This is a genomic window from Streptomyces sp. NPDC047081 (assembly GCF_040643775.1).
GTDB lineage: Bacteria > Actinomycetota > Actinomycetes > Streptomycetales > Streptomycetaceae > Streptomyces.
Genome location: NZ_JBEYUY010000022.1, coordinates 54,656 through 69,452, shown reverse-complemented (window position 1 = coordinate 69,452; position 14,797 = coordinate 54,656). Strand labels below are relative to the sequence as shown.

General features: G+C 70.6%; 10 protein-coding genes. 2 read left to right on the top strand and 8 right to left on the bottom strand.

What is annotated here, in order from left to right:
• Window positions 1-12 precede the first annotated feature (12 nt).
• From ftsH to ABZ848_RS33680, 6 genes are all read right to left on the bottom strand, one after another.
• On the bottom strand, window positions 13-1,953 hold the full coding sequence (gene ftsH, locus ABZ848_RS33705) for an ATP-dependent zinc metalloprotease FtsH (protein WP_360838053.1): 1,941 nt from the start codon (window positions 1,951-1,953) through the stop codon (window positions 13-15).
• Between the two features lie 96 nt (window positions 1,954-2,049).
• Entirely contained in the window at window positions 2,050-3,615 is a 1,566-nt protein-coding gene (ffh, locus tag ABZ848_RS33700; protein ID WP_360838051.1) for a signal recognition particle protein, read from the bottom strand.
• An 85-nt stretch (window positions 3,616-3,700) separates the two neighbouring features.
• Complete coding sequence (locus ABZ848_RS33695) at window positions 3,701-6,148, bottom strand: [protein-PII] uridylyltransferase (protein ID WP_360838050.1); 2,448 nt, start codon at window positions 6,146-6,148, stop codon at window positions 3,701-3,703.
• Between the two features lie 24 nt (window positions 6,149-6,172).
• Window positions 6,173-6,511: a P-II family nitrogen regulator gene (locus ABZ848_RS33690; protein WP_003997576.1), complete on the bottom strand. Its 339-nt coding sequence runs from the start codon at window positions 6,509-6,511 to the stop codon at window positions 6,173-6,175.
• The gene (locus ABZ848_RS33685; protein WP_360838048.1) at window positions 6,508-7,845 is read right to left on the bottom strand and encodes an ammonium transporter; all 1,338 of its coding nucleotides are present in this window, start codon (window positions 7,843-7,845) and stop codon (window positions 6,508-6,510) included. The genes ABZ848_RS33690 and ABZ848_RS33685 overlap by 4 nt, the downstream gene beginning before the upstream one ends.
• Before the next feature lie 327 nt (window positions 7,846-8,172).
• Entirely contained in the window at window positions 8,173-9,657 is a 1,485-nt protein-coding gene (locus ABZ848_RS33680; RefSeq protein WP_360838046.1) for a hypothetical protein, read from the bottom strand.
• 445 nt (window positions 9,658-10,102) lie between these two features.
• Between ABZ848_RS33680 and ABZ848_RS33675 the strand changes: the two genes are divergently transcribed.
• Window positions 10,103-10,762 carry a bifunctional DNA primase/polymerase gene (locus ABZ848_RS33675; protein ID WP_360838044.1) on the top strand — a complete coding sequence of 220 codons (660 nt, stop codon included), beginning with the start codon at window positions 10,103-10,105 and terminating at the stop codon, window positions 10,760-10,762.
• Window positions 10,763-10,844: 82 nt separating this feature from the next.
• Here ABZ848_RS33675 and ftsY read toward each other — a convergent pair whose 3' ends face one another.
• On the bottom strand, window positions 10,845-12,047 hold the full coding sequence (gene ftsY, locus ABZ848_RS33670) for a signal recognition particle-docking protein FtsY (RefSeq protein WP_360838042.1): 1,203 nt from the start codon (window positions 12,045-12,047) through the stop codon (window positions 10,845-10,847).
• 104 nt (window positions 12,048-12,151) lie between these two features.
• Here ftsY and ABZ848_RS33665 point away from each other — a divergent pair, with 104 nt between their 5' ends.
• Window positions 12,152-13,123, top strand: coding sequence for an LLM class flavin-dependent oxidoreductase (locus ABZ848_RS33665; RefSeq protein WP_360838040.1), 972 nt, complete (start codon window positions 12,152-12,154; stop codon window positions 13,121-13,123).
• A gap of 149 nt (window positions 13,124-13,272) precedes the next feature.
• Here the strand turns inward: ABZ848_RS33665 and ABZ848_RS33660 are convergent, their stop codons facing one another.
• Window positions 13,273-14,691, bottom strand: a complete 1,419-nt coding sequence (locus ABZ848_RS33660; RefSeq protein ID WP_360838039.1) for a sugar porter family MFS transporter — start codon at window positions 14,689-14,691, stop codon at window positions 13,273-13,275.
• Between the last annotated feature and the right edge of the window lie 106 nt (window positions 14,692-14,797).

Genomic DNA, 14,797 nt, shown 5'->3' with positions numbered 1-14,797 from the left:
CGTCCAGTCACGCTAGGCGTCGGCCTCCTTCTTGAGGCGGGTGATGCTGGCGATGCGGTACGCGTCCGCCTCCTCCAGGGTCTCGCGTTCCAGCAACGCCTCGGCGAGCGCGTCCAGTTGGCCGCGGTGGTCGACGAGCTTGCGGCAGGCCTCGTCGTAGCACTCGTCGACGATGCGGCGCATCTCGCCGTCGATGACGTCGAGGGTCTGCGGGGCGGCGGCGAGGCCATACGCCTGCTGGGCGTCGTTCGGGAGGGCCGAGAGCCGGCCGACGCGCTCGCTCATGCCCCAGCGGGCGACCATTCCGCGCGCGATGTTGGTGACCTGTTCGAGGTCGTTCTCGGCACCGGTGGTGATCACCCCGTAGACGACCTGCTCGGCCGCCATGCCGCCGAGCGCGCCGATGATCCGGCCGCGCAGGTACTCCTCGGTGTACGCGTACTTGTCGGACTCCGGCGTGGAGAGCGTGACGCCCAGGGCGCGGCCGCGCGGGACGATGGTGATCTTGCGGACGGGGTCGGCGCCGGGCTGGAGCATGCCGAGGAGGGCGTGGCCGCTCTCGTGGTAGGCGGTGCGGCGGCGCTCCTCCTCGGGCATCACCAGGGGCCGTTCGGCGCCCAGTTGGACCTTCTCCAGGGCCTCCGAGAGGTCGGACTGGGTGACGCGCTCCTGCTTGCGCTTGACCGCGAGGAGGGCTGCCTCGTTGGCGAGGTTGGCGAGTTCGGCGCCGGTCATGCCCGGGGTCGTACGGGCGACCTGGGCCAGGTCCACGTTCTCCGCGAGGGGGATCTCGCGGGTGTGGATCTGCAGGATGGCCTCGCGGCCGCCGCGGTCCGGGGGCGAGACCTGCACGACCCGGTCGAAGCGGCCCGGGCGGGTCAGGGCCGGGTCGAGGATGTCGGCGCGGTTGGTGGCGGCGATGACGATGACGCCCTCGGAGCCGGAGAAGCCGTCCATCTCGGTGAGGATCTGGTTGAGGGTCTGCTCGCGCTCGTCGTGACCGCCCATGGAGGCGCCGCCGCCGCGGGCCCGGCCGATGGTGTCGATCTCGTCGATGAAGATGATGGAGGGGGCCACCTTGCGGGCCTCCGCGAACAGTTCACGCACGCGTGAGGCGCCGACACCGACGATCATCTCGATGAACTCGGAGGCGGAGGCCGAGAAGAACGGCACCCCCGCCTCCCCCGCGACGGCCCGCGCGAGCAGTGTCTTGCCGGTGCCGGGCGGGCCCGCGAGCAGCACGCCCCGGGGCATCTTGGCGCCCATACGGCGATAGGCGTCCGGGTTCTTCAGGAAGTCGACGACGTCGTTCAGCTCGCCCTCGACCTCGTCGATGCCGGCCACGTCCTCGAAGGTGGTGCGCTGCTGTCCCGGCTCCAGTTCGACCGGCTTGGGGGGCGCCTTGCGCCCGAGCATGCCGCCCGCGCCGCCGAGGCCCGAGCTCATACGGCGCGCGATGAACACCCACACCGCGATCAGCAGCAACATCGGCGCCAGCGAGATCAGCAGGTTGGCGAGGAAACTGCGGTGCTGGACGACCGGCTCGGCCGTGACCGTGACGTCGTGCTTGGTCAGGTCCGCCCAGAGCTGGTCGTCCGCGAAGGACGGGCGCTGGGTGTTGAACTTGGTGTACTTGCCGCCGCCGTCCGGGTTGTCCTGCTCCTTCTTGAGCTGGCCCTGGATCGCGTCGCCCTTGGCGTAGATCTTGGTGACGTTGCCCGCGTCGACCTGCTTGCTGAACTCGGTGTACGAGATCGTCGGCTCGTCGCCCTCGTTGAAGAACGACAGGATCAGGTTGGCGATCAGGTACACGACCAGCGCGGTCAGGATCAGACTCCACCAGCCGCCGCGCATCTTCCGGCCGCCCGGCGGCGGCTTCGGCGGCTCCTCCGGGGTGCCCTCGGTACGCCAGGGCTGGTCGGGCGACTTGCGCGGCGGCGCGGGGTTGGTCATATCGGGACGTTACGACAACGACCAACCCCTGGCACGCGCAGAGAGTGAACTCAGCCCATGAACTTACCGAAGCTCAGCTGACGGACTTCCTGAGGCTCAGCCCATGAACTTCTTGAACTCGTCCGGCAGCTCGAAGTCCTGACCGCCCTGCTGGCCCGGCAGCCCGAAGGCGCCGCCCGGCACGGCGCCGCTCTGGGCGCCGGCGGCCCTGCGCTCGGCCTCCTCCTGCTCCTGCTGCTTGCGCTTCATCGGGTTGCCCGAACGCTGCTTGCCCTTGGCCTTCTTGGGCTGCTTCTTCGTCCGGCCCGGACCGCCGCCCATGCCGGGGACCCCCGGCATACCGGGCATGCCGCCGCCCTGGGCCATGCGGGACATCATCTTGCGGGCCTCGAAGAACCGCTCGACGAGGTTCTTGACCGCGCTGACCTCGACGCCGGAACCCTTGGCGATACGGGCGCGCCGCGAGCCGTTGATGATGTTCGGGTCCTGGCGCTCGCCCGGGGTCATCGACTTGATGATCGCGGCGGTGCGGTCGACGTCCCGCTCGTCCAGGTTGTTGATCTGGTCCTTGATCTGCCCCATGCCGGGCAGCATCCCGAGCAGCTTGCTGATGCTGCCCATCTTCCTGACCTGCTCCATCTGGGCCAGGAAGTCGTCCAGGGTGAAGTCCTGGCCCTTCTTGGACGCCAGCTTGGAGGCCATCTTCTGGGCCTCTTCCTGGCTGAACGTCTTCTCCGCCTGCTCGATCAGGGTGAGCAGGTCACCCATGTCGAGGATGCGGGAGGCCATCCGGTCCGGGTGGAAGGCGTCGAAGTCCTCGAGCTTCTCGCCGTTCGACGCGAACATGATCGGCTTGCCGGTGACCTGGCGGATCGACAGGGCGGCACCACCGCGGGCGTCGCCGTCGAGCTTGGAGAGCACCACGCCGTCGAAGCCGACGCCGTCGCGGAAGGCCTCGGCGGTGGTGACCGCGTCCTGACCGATCATCGCGTCGACGACGAAGAGGATCTCGTCCGGGCTGACGGCGTCGCGGATGTCCGCGGCCTGCTTCATCAGCTCCTGGTCGATGCCGAGCCGGCCGGCGGTGTCCACGATCACGATGTCGTGGACCTTGGACTTCGCGAAGTCGATGGAGTCCTTGGCGACCTTGACCGGGTCGCCCACGCCGTTGCCCGGCTCCGGCGCGTACACGGCGACGCCGGCGCGCTCGGCGACCACGCTCAGCTGGTTCACCGCGTTCGGGCGCTGGAGGTCGGCGGCGACCAGGAGCGGCGAGTGGCCCTGCTCCTTCAGCCAGTGGCCGAGCTTGCCCGCGAGGGTGGTCTTACCGGCACCCTGCAGACCAGCCAGCATGATCACGGTGGGCGGGGTCTTGGCGAAGCGCAGCCGACGGGTCTCGCCGCCGAGGATCGTGACGAGCTCCTCGTTCACGATCTTCAGGACCTGCTGGGCCGGGTTCAGCGCCCTGGAGACGTCGGCGCCCATGGCACGGTCCTTGACGTTCTTGATGAACGTCCGGACGACCGGCAGCGCCACGTCCGCTTCGAGCAGCGCGATACGGATCTCGCGCGCGGTGGCGTCGATGTCCGCCTCGCTCAGACGCCCCTTGCCGCGCAGATTCTTGAAGGTCGCTGAGAGGCGATCGGAGAGAGTGTCGAACACGGCGGCGTCGGTCCTCGGGAGTCGGGGGCAGGGTGAGCGTCTTCAAGGGTATCCCGGCTCGGTACGACACCGGGATCCCGCGTCCTCATCCCCTGAGGGTCTCCTCCAGCTTGCGCGCCACGGACACCGCCTCCTCGCCGGGCAGGGGCGCCCCCTCCGGCCCGGTCACGTAGAAGGCGTCCACGGCGTTGGCGCCCAGCGTGGACACGTGCATGCTGCGCACCCGCAGCTTCGCGTCGTCCAGCGCCCGCCCGATCCGGTGCAGCAGCCCCGGGGCGTCCTGTGCGCGCACCTCGATCACCGTGGCGAGCCGGGACGCGGCCGAGGCGACCGTCACCCGCGGCGGCGGCGCCACGACACCCCGGCGGCGCGGATAGGCGGCGTCCCGCTCGGCGAGCCGGCCCGCGATGTCCAGGGACCCGTCCAGGGCCCGTACGAGATCGGCGCGCAGCCGGGCGGCCTGCGGCAGCGAGCCGTACTCGGCGGCGACCCGCCAGTCCAGCAGCAGCACCGCGCCCTCGACGCCGTCCGGCAGGTCCAGGGCGCGCAGTTCGGCGGTGCGCACGGTCAGCCGGTGCATGGCGAGTACGCCGGCCACCGCGGGCAGCACGCCGGGCTGGTCCGGTACGGCGATGAGCAGCTCGACGCCGAGCGGCTCGGGGTCGCCGGAGGGCTGGTCCTCGGTCGGCGGCTCGGTCTGGGCGCGCAGGGACAGCACCGGGCTGCCGGTGGCGAGCGCCTCGATGGCGAGCCGCTCCTGTTCGGCGGTGGGCGCCGCCGCCTCCGGTTCGTCGGGTGCGTCCCCGGAGAGCACGGCGCCGACCCGCTTGACCAGGTCGGCGACGAGCGAGCCCCGCCAGGACGACCAGGCGGCCGGTCCGGTGGCCAGCGCGTCTGCCTCGGTCAGCGCGTGCAGCAGCTCCAGCGTGGACTGCGACCCGACGGCCTCGGCGACCGAACGGACCGTGGCCGGGTCCTCCAGGTCACGCCGGGTGGCCGTGTCGATCAGCAGCAGATGATGACGTACGAGAGTCGCGAGTACGGCGACGTCCTCGCGGTCGAAGCCGATGCGGGCGGCGACGTCCTTGGCGATGATCTCGCCGGCCACCGAGTGGTCGCCGGGCCAGCCCTTGCCGATGTCGTGCAGCAGGGCCGCGACCAGGAGCAGGTCGGGGCGGTGGACGCGGCGGGTGAACTCGGAGGCGCGGACGGCCGTTTCGATGAGGTGCCGGTCGACGGTCCAGATGTGCACGGCGTTGCGTTGCGGCCGGCAGCGCACCCGCTCCCAGTCCGGCAGCAGCTGTGTGATCAGGCCCTCGGCCTCCAGTGCCTCCCACACCTCGATGGTGGGGTGGCCGGAGCCGAGCAGGGTGACCAGCTGTTCGCGGGCCTCGGCGGGCCAGGGCGTGGGCAGGGGGCGCGCGATGGACGCCATGCGCCGTACGGCGTGCAGGGAGAGCGGGAGGCCGGCCTGGGCGGCGGCGGCCGCGGCGCGCAGCGGCAGCACCGGGTCGCGCTCGGGGCGTGCGGCGCGGGCGAGCACCACCTCGCCGTCCTGCTCGACCACGCCTTCGGCCAGCGGAGACCGCTCGGGGACGGGCTTGCCGCCGCCCAGCATGGCGCGCAGCCGCGGCCGCACGGCGCGCGACCTGAGCACGCGCCCCACCTCGCGCCAGGTGACGTCACTGGCGTACGAGATGACACGTGCCGCTTCGTAGACCTGGCGCAGCAGGGTGTCGGCGTCGAGCAGGCCGAGCTCGGCGGCGACCTGGTCCTGCTCCTGGAGCGCGAGCCGGTCGGTCGCGCGCCCCGTGGCCAGGTGCAGGGCGTCGCGGACGTCGAGGAGGCGGCGCCGGGCGTCGTCGAGGCCCTCGCGCGGGGCGTCGGCCAGCCAGGAGGCGGCGACGGCGCGCAGGGCGGTGGCGTCGCGCAGGCCGCCGCGGGCCTCCTTGAGGTCGGGTTCGAGGAGGTACTGCAACTCGCCCTGGCGCTCGGCGCGTTCGGAGCACAGCTCCTGGAGCTCGGGGAGGCGTTTGGGGGCTTGGTTGCGCCAGTCGGCGAGGACCGCGGTGCGCAGTCCGGCGGTCAGGCCCAGGTCGCCGGCGATGTGGCGGGCGTCCAGGAGGCCGAGCTGGACCTTCAGGTCCTCGGCTGCGGTCTTGCGCGCCTCCCCCGGGGTGCGCACGGAGTGGTCGAGGGCGAGGCCGAGGTCCCACACCGGGTACCAGATACGGTCGGCCAGCGCGGCCACCGTCTTGGCGTCGCCGCCGTCGTGCAGGAGCAGCAGGTCCAGGTCGCTGCGCGGGGACAGCTCGCCGCGGCCGTAGCCGCCGACGGCGACCAGGGAGACCCCGCGCAGTCCCTCGGCGCCCGCCCCGAAGAGGCCGGTCAGCCAGTCGTCGGTGAGTTCCGACAGGGCCGCACGGCGCGGCGGCCCGGACTGCACCCCCTCGGTGAGGAGACGCAGCCGGGCCGCCGCATAGCCGCTGGGTCCCGAGTCCTCTGCTTCGTTGTGCACTTCAGTACTCGACACCCAGCAGCTCCTGTTCTTTTTCTGTCAGAGCGCGTCGGGGCCGCGCTCGCCGGTCCGTACCCTGACGGCCGTCTCGACCGGCAGGGACCAGACCTTGCCGTCACCGATCTTGCCGGTACGGGCCGCCTTGACGATGACGTCGATCAGCTGCTCGGCGTCGTCGTCCTCGGCCAGCACCTCGATCCGGATCTTGGGGACCAGGTCGACGGTGTACTCCGCGCCGCGGTAGACCTCGGTGTGACCCCGCTGACGACCGTAGCCGCTCGCCTCGGTGACCGTCAGGCCGTGGACTCCGAAGGCCTGGAGGGCTTCCTTGATCTCGTCGAGCCGGTGGGGCTTGACGACGGCGGTGATGAGCTTCATGCGTCCACCTTCTTCGACTCGGACTCGGCCGCGGCAGCCACGGCGACCTTGGCGGAGCCGCCGCCGGCACCGCTGAAGTCGTATGCGGTCTCGGCGTGCTCGGCCTGGTCGATACCGGAGATCTCCTCGTCCTCGGTGACCCGCATTCCGATGGTCTTGTCGAGGAGGAAGGCGAGCACCGCGGAGGCGACCAGGGAGTAACCGAGGACCGCGCCGACACCGGCGAACTGCTTCCACAGCTGGGTGAAGGAGTGGTCGCCGTAGAAGACGCCGGTCGCGGTGGACTGGCCCTTGCCGGTGGCGAAGAAGCCGATCAGCAGGGAGCCGGCGATACCGCCGATCATGTGGACGCCGACGACGTCGAGCGAGTCGTCGTAGCCGAACTTGTACTTCAGGCCGACGGCCGCGGCACAGGCGACACCGGCGATGACACCGACCGCGATCGCGCCGAGCGGGGAGACCGCACCACCGGACGGGGTGATCGCGACCAGACCGGCGACCGCGCCGGAGGCGGCGCCCAGCGTGGTGAACGCGCCGTGCCGGATCTTCTCGTAGGCGAGCCAGGCCAGCATGGCGGCGGCGGTGGCGACCTGCGTGTTGACGAACATCAGCGCGCCGACGCCGTCGTCGTTGCCCAGCCACGAGCCGGCGTTGAAGCCGAACCAGCCGAACCACAGCAGACCGGCACCGAGCATGACCAGCGGGAGGCTGTGCGGGCGCATCGGGTCCTTCTTGAAGCCGACCCGCTTGCCGATGACCAGGATGACGCCGAGGGCGCCGGCACCGGCGTTGATGTGGACCGCCGTACCACCGGCGAAGTCGATCACACCGAGCTTGAAGGCCCAGCCGTCGGCGCCCCAGACCCAGTGGGCGACCGGGACGTAGACGACCGTCAGCCACAGGGCCACGAAGAGCGACCAGGCCGAGAACTTGACGCGGTCCGCGATGGCGCCGCTTATCAGGGCCGGCGTGATGACCGCGAACATCATCTGGAAGACCATGAAGACGAAGATCGGGATCGTGTAGCCGTCCCAGAGCTCCGTCAGGCCGACGTTGCTCATGCCCAGCCAGTCGGAGTTGAAGCCGATGAAGCCGTTGCTGGAGCCGAAGGCCAGGGAGAAGCCGTAGAGCACCCACAGGATGGTGACGATCCCGATGCTGACGAAACTCATCATCAGCATGTTCAGGGTGCTCTTGACGCGGACCATGCCTCCGTAGAAGAAGGCGAGGCCCGGTGTCATGAGCAGCACCAGGGCGGAACAGATGAGCATGAAGCCCGTGTTGGCGGCAGACAGCTTGGGAGCTTCTGCGGCGAGCGTGATGGCTGGGGCCATCGGCGTCTCCTCGTCATTGGTACGGCCCCGTGCGGGCGAAGCCTTTAAGCGGGCATGAGGGGTGGGCCGGTTATGCGCCAAGAGATTGGCGCAGCGCGGTTTCGGTGGAAGCCCCTCGTTGTTTCGCCGCAGTGACGAAGGCGCCGCGTGTGTTACGCCTCGATGAACTGCCGGATCCCGGCAGCGTCGATCGTTATCGTGGCGCAACCTTCCGGGACGGAAAGGATCCGGCCGCGACGGGCCTTCCGATGACCTGGCACGGGGGAGCCGAGTCGGGCGGTTCGGGAAGGCCGGCCGCGGCCGGGGCTCAAGGGATACGGCGGTTTCTCAGACCGCCTCGGCCGTCTCCGGCAGCTCGACGGCAAGCTTCTCGGTGAGGTCGACGACCTCGGCGAGGTCCCCGAAGTCGCGCACCGCCGTGTCGACGGTCTTTCGAATACGAGTGTTCACGCGCTCGGAGCGGACCTTCTTGGCGATGTGCATGGCCTGTTCGGCCAGCACCGCGCTCTGCTCGGGCTCGCGCTGGAGCAGATGGACCGTGGCCATCCCGATCAGGTTCAGTGCGTACGACCGCTGGTGCTCGGCGTCCTCGGCGAACAGGGCGACGGCCCGCTCCATGACGGGCTGGGCCAGGGAGGCGTACGTCGGGCTGCGCCCCGCGACATAGGCGAGGTCGCGGTAGGAGTGGCTGTTCTCGCCGTGCAGCTCGGCCTCGGAGAAGAAGCGGATCCAGTCGGGGTCCGGCTCGTCCCACTCCTCGACGTCGGCGAAGGTGTCCTCGGCCATCCGGACGGCGCGCTTGCACTTTCCGGGCTGGCCCATGTTGGCGTAGGCGCGGGCCTCCATCGCATACAGCATCGACTGGGTGCGCGGGCTCGCGCAGTCCCGGCTGCCGTACTGCGCGAGGTGGATCAGCTCCAGGGCGTCGTCCGGCCGGCCGAGGTGGATCATCTGGCGGCTCATGCTGGACAGCACATACGAGCCGAGCGGCTTGTCGCCGGCCTCCTTGGCCGCGTGCAGGGCGAGGACGAAGTACTTCTGGGCGGTCGGCTGGAGCCCCACGTCGTACGACATCCAGCCGGCCAGCTCGGCCAGCTCGGCGGCGACCTTGAACAGCTTGCGGGTGGTGGACTCGGGCTGGGGTTCCTGGAGCAGGTCGGTCACCTCGTGCAGCTGGCCGACGACCGCCTTGCGGCGCAGGCCGCCGCCGCACTGGGCGTCCCACTGGCGGAACATCACCGTGGTCGACTCCAGGAGGTCCAGCTCGGGCTTGGAGAGCCGGCCGACGCGGCGGCTCGCGCCTGCGGGCTCGGGCTCCGGCGGGGCGGCCTGGGCCGTGGGCACCAGCCAGCGCTGCATCGGTTCGATGAGGGACGGGCCCGCGGACAGGACCAGCGAGGTCCCGAGGAAGCCGCGCCGCGCCAGCATCAGGTCGCTGCGCGAGAACTCGCTGAGCAGGGCCACCGTCTGCGGGCCCGTCCAGGGCAGGTCGACGCCGGACACGGAGGGTGACTGGCGTGCCGCGCGCAGGCCGAGGTCCTCGACGGAGACCACGCAGCCGAAGCGCTCGGAGAACAGCTCGGACAGGATCCTGGGGATGGGCTCGCGGGGATTCTCGCCGTCCAGCCAGCGGCGCACCCGGGAGGTGTCCGTGGAGATGTGGTTGGCGCCCAACTGGCGCGCCCGGCGGTTGACTTGGCGGGCGAGTTCGCCCTTCGACCAGCCGCTGCGCACGAACCAGGACGTGAGCAGTTCGTTCGGGCGCTTGTCCGTGCTGGTCGCGGTCGTCCCGCTTCCGCCGTTGCCGCTCACTGGAACGCCCCCATCCCTGAGACCACTTGTCGCTGAGTGCGCCAAGCCCTATCAGAATGCCGGTAAATAGGTCTGCCCGTCCGGTGGTTCTCACCCTTCGAACGGAAACCCGAGTTGCCTCCGGCATACCCACGAGTGCATGTGCCCCCAGGACTCGTGCACTCAAAGTAATCCTACGATCACCCGTCCAGCCATGGCGATCCCGGAAACGCCACCATTCGCCACCCCTTCGAATGAACTAACGGTCGCCCGCGCGCGATTCACTTGACATAGGACGACCGGGAGTAGGCGGAGCGATGCACTCAGGGGCGCGCGTCGCCGAACTCACCACCCGGGGCACTTCCGAGCGCCGCCTGGACCGCGCGGGACCGGGAAGTCGGGAACACAGCGTCACGTTCCGCATCCGCGCCGTAACCACCGGCGCGTAGAACCCGTTGGAGGGGGCATGGGTTTCACGATCGGCGGCATCCGGGAGATCCGCTCCGGCACGCGCAGGCGCGGCGGCCGCTCCTCCGAGTGCACCGCCGTCGCCGAGTTCACCGGCCTCTGGGGCTGGGACGTGGTGGCCGGGGCACGGGCCGCCGGAGGCGTCTGTTCCTGCGGCCGGACGGATTGTGGTGAACCGGGGGCGCACCCACTGGAGTTCGCGCCCCAGGTGCAGGCCGGCGCCACCCTCGACGAAGTGACCAAGACCTGGGGCGAGTTCCCCGGCGCGTCGGTCATGCTCGTGGTGGGCCGCGCGTTCGACGTCATCGAGGTCGCCGAACCAGCCGGCCGCCGCGCACTGGTCCGCCTGGAGCGCATGGGCCTCCCGGTCGGCCCGGTCACCGCCACCCCCGAGGGCCGCGCCCACTTCTTCGTCGCCCCCGGCGCCGCCGCCGAGCTCTCCGAGCTCCTCTACCGCATGGGCTGGGACGACCCGACCTCCCTCGACCTGCGCGGCCTCGGCCCGGGCACGTACATCACGGCCCCGCCGTCCGACCGCGGCGGCCTCGGCCCGGTCCGCTGGCTGCGCCAGCCCGCCCTGGACTCGGCGACGAAGCCACCGGCGGCGCGGCTGCTGCTGGGGACGCTGGCGTATGTGGCACACCGGTCGCGCGCGTAGCCGTACATGACGAAGCGCCCGTTCCGACTGCACCTCGGGACGGGCGCTTCCTGCGTGTGTACGACCGTGTGTGCGACGTGTCTCACTCGCCGATAAGCGCATCCACGAACGCCTCCGGCTCGAACGGCGCCAGGTCGTCCGCGCCCTCGCCCAGGCCGATCAGCTTGACCGGTACGCCCAGCTCGCGCTGGACCGCGACGACGATGCCGCCCTTGGCCGTGCCGTCCAGCTTGGTGAGCACGATGCCGGTGATGTCGACGACCTCGGCGAAGACGCGGGCCTGCACCAGGCCGTTCTGCCCGGTCGTGGCGTCGAGGACGAGCAGGACCTCGTCCAGTGGGGCGTGCTTCTCGACGACGCGCTTGACCTTGCCGAGCTCGTCCATGAGCCCGGTCTTGGTGTGCAGGCGGCCCGCGGTGTCGATGAGGACGACGTCCGACCCCAGCTCCTTGCCCTCCTTCACCGCGTCGAAGGCGACGGAGGCGGGGTCGCCGCCCTCGGGCCCGCGCACGGTGTGGGCGCCGACGCGCTCGCCCCAGGTCTGCAGCTGGTCGGCGGCGGCGGCCCGGAAGGTGTCGGCGGCACCCAGCACGACGCTGTTGCCGTCGGCGACCAGGACGCGGGCGAGCTTGCCGGTGGTGGTGGTCTTGCCGGTGCCGTTGACCCCGACGACCATCACGATGCCGGGCTTGCGGTCCTCGGGCTCGGTCCGCACGGTGCGGTCGACGTCGGTGCCGACCAGCTTGAGGAGCTCCTCGCGCAGCAGGCCGCGCAGCTCGTCGGGGGTACGGGTGCCGAGGACCTTCACGCGGGCGCGCAGGCCGTCGACCAGCTCCTGGGTGGGGGCCACGCCGACGTCGGCGGTGAGCAGCGTGTCCTCGATCTCCTCCCAGGTGTCGTCGTCGAGGTGCTCGCGGGACAGGAGCGTGAGCAGCCCCTTGCCGAGCGCGTTCTGGGAGCGGGAGAGGCGGGCACGGAGGCGGACGAGCCGGCCGGCGGTGGGCTCGGGGACCTCGATCTCGGGGACTTCGAGCGCAGGGGGTTCCTCGACGGCGACCGGCGCCGAGCCGTCCGGAAGATCCACCTCCTCTATCGTCCGGCGCGGTTCGTCGCGCGGCGTCTCGGCCTCGTCGCCGACGTGCGGTTCGGCCGGAGGGGCGGTGATGTCGGGGGCGGCGGGGGGCGGCGGGGGCAGCGACTTCTTGCGCCGACTGCCGACGACGAGCCCACCGAGCGCGCCGATCACGACCACGGCGATGACTACAGCAAGGATGACGGTTTCCATAACCCGTCCAGTATCGGCCATGGAGTCCTACGACACCCCTCTGGATGTCTGACACACCGTCAGCTAACGTCCCCCTCCACACCCGCCCGGCGAAGGGGACCCCCATGCCCGTCACGGTCGTACGTTTCAACCTCGTCGAACCCGGCGCCACCCCCGCCTCGCTCGGTGCCCGCTACCGGGCCGCCCTGGAGATGGCCGCGTACGCCGACGAGCACGGGGTCACCACGGTGCAGACCGAGGAGCACCACGGCGTCGACGACAACTGGCTCCCCTCCCCCTTCACCTTCGCGGCGGCCGTGTTCGGGGCCACCCGGCGGATCGCGGTCACGGTCGGCGCGATCATCGGCCCGCTGCACGACCCGCTCCGGCTGGCCGAGGAGATCGCGGTGCTCGACCTGCTCAGCGGGGGCCGCCTGGTGACGGTCGCCGGGATCGGGTACCGGCCCGAGGAGTACGCCCAGTTCGGCGTCGACTGGAAGCGCCGCGGCCGGCTCCAGGACGAGCTGCTGGAGACGCTCCTCAAGGCCTGGACCGGCGAGGAGTTCGAGTACCGGGGCCGTACGGTACGGGTCACCCCGCGCCCCTTCACCGAGCCGCACCCCCTGCTGCTCGTCGGCGGCTCCTCGAAGGCCGCCGCGCGCCGGGCAGCCCGCCTCGGCCTCCCCTTCTTCCCCAGCGCCCACCTCCCCGAGCTGGAGGCCTACTACAAGGAACGGCTCGTCGAGTACGGCACCGAGGGCTGGACCATGATGCCGACCGCCGAGACCCCGCTGCTGCACATCGCCGAGGACCCGGACCGGGCCTGGGCGGAGCACGGCGAGCACTTCCTGCACGAGGCCCGGACGTACGCCTCCTGGCAGTCCGGCGACATCACCTCGGCGGTGCGGTCGTCGGCCGCGACCGTGACCGAGCTGCGCGCCGAGGGCGTCTACCGCATCCTCACCCCGGACGAGTGCGTGACCCAGGGCCTCGACAACCTCGTACTGCACCCGCTGGCCGGTGGGATGCCGGTGGAGGAGGGGTGGCGGAGCCTGCGACTGTTCGCGGAACGCGTGATTCCGGCGCTGGGTGGCTGACTTGCGGCGACAACCGGTGGCCCGGTGAAGACATCGCACCGCCGCCCCCGACCGGGAAGTGACCGGGCGGGGGCGGCGGAGGGTGTCGAGGAGAGGGGCAGCGGGGACTTGGCCCTTCTCCTCGAGTTCGAGGGCCTCTGTTACGAGGCTCAGCCCATCTCCTCCAGCGCCTTGCCCTTCGTCTCCTTCACGAACTTCAGGACGAAGGGGATGGAGAGCGCGGCGAAGACCGTGTAGATCACGTAGGTCGCGGAGAGGTTCCAGTCGGACAGGGACGGGAAGCTCGCGGTGATGGCCCAGTTGGCGATCCACTGCGCGGAGGCGGCCACGCCCAGCGCGGCGGCGCGGATCTTGTTCGGGAACATCTCGCCGAGCATGACCCAGACGACCACACCCCAGGACAGGGCGAAGAAGAGCACGAAGATGTGGGCGGCGATCAGGGCGGTCCAGCCCTGCGCGGCCGGCAGCTTGCCGTCGACCAGGTCGTACGAGAACGCCCAGGCCTCCAGCGCGAGACCGATCACCATGCCGACCGAGCCGATCAGGGCCAGCGGCTTACGGCCGACACGGTCCACGAAGATCATGGCGATCACGGTGCCGACGATGTTGATGATCGACGTCGTGAAGGAGTAGAAGAACGAGTCCGTCGGGTCGACGCCGACCGACTGCCACAGCGTCGAGGAGTAGTAGAACGCGACGTTGATGCCGACGAACTGCTGGAAGACCGAGAGGCCGATGCCGACCCAGACGATCGGCTTGAAGAAGAAGGAGCCGCCGAGCAGGTCCTTGAACGTGGACTTGTGCTCGCTCTTCATGGCGTGCTCGATCTCGCCGACCCGCGCGTCGAGGTCGACGCTCTTGCCCTCGACCTCTTCGAGGATCTCGCGGGCGCGCTCGCGCTTTCCGACGGAGATCAGGAAGCGCGGGGACTCGGGGATCGCGAAGGAGAGCAGGCCGTAGAGGACGGCCGGGACCACCATGACGCCGAGCATGACCTGCCAGGCCTCCAGGCCCATCAGCTTGCCGCGCTGGTCGCCGCCGGCCGCGTTGAGCAGCCCCCAGTTGACCAGCTGCGAGATCGCGATGCCGACCACGATCGCGGCCTGCTGGAAGGAACCGAGCCGGCCGCGGTACGCCGGCGGGGCGACCTCGGCGATGTAGGCGGGGCCGATCACGGAGGCCATGCCGATGGCGAAGCCGCCGACGACCCGCCACAGGGCGAGGTCCCACAGGGCGAAGGGCAGCGCCGAGCCGACGGCGCTGATCGTGAACAGCACGGCGGAGATCTGCATACAGCGGATACGGCCGATGCGGTCGGCTATCCGGCCCGCGGTCGCGGCGCCGATGGCACAGCCGATCAGGGCGATGGCGATGACCTGCGCGAGGGCCGCGGAACCGATGTCGTACCGGTCCCGGATGGCCTCGACGGCGCCGTTGATCACGGAGCTGTCGTAGCCGAAGAGGAAACCGCCCATCGCGGCCGCCGCCGCGATGAAGATGACGTGCCCGAGATGATCGGGATGAGCCGTCCTGGCTCCTGACTTCTGTGCCTGCGCTGTGCTGGTCACGTTCAACTCCTCGGGCCACCGGCAACGCTGCCGGGTGGGGGACCCTTCGAGATAGGTGGTATCTGAAGGTAAAAGCAACGTTGCCGAGACTATGCCTTCAAGTTTC

Coding starts and splice junctions, on each gene's coding strand:
- ftsH (WP_360838053.1), bottom strand. CDS start 1,953: ATGACCAACCCCGCGCCGCCGCGCAAGTCGCCCGACCAGCCCTGGCGT.
- ABZ848_RS33690 (WP_003997576.1), bottom strand. CDS start 6,511: ATGAAGCTCATCACCGCCGTCGTCAAGCCCCACCGGCTCGACGAGATC.
- ABZ848_RS33685 (WP_360838048.1), bottom strand. CDS start 7,845: ATGGCCCCAGCCATCACGCTCGCCGCAGAAGCTCCCAAGCTGTCTGCC.
- ABZ848_RS33675 (WP_360838044.1), top strand. CDS start 10,103: ATGGGTTTCACGATCGGCGGCATCCGGGAGATCCGCTCCGGCACGCGC.
- ftsY (WP_360838042.1), bottom strand. CDS start 12,047: ATGGAAACCGTCATCCTTGCTGTAGTCATCGCCGTGGTCGTGATCGGC.
- ABZ848_RS33665 (WP_360838040.1), top strand. CDS start 12,152: ATGCCCGTCACGGTCGTACGTTTCAACCTCGTCGAACCCGGCGCCACC.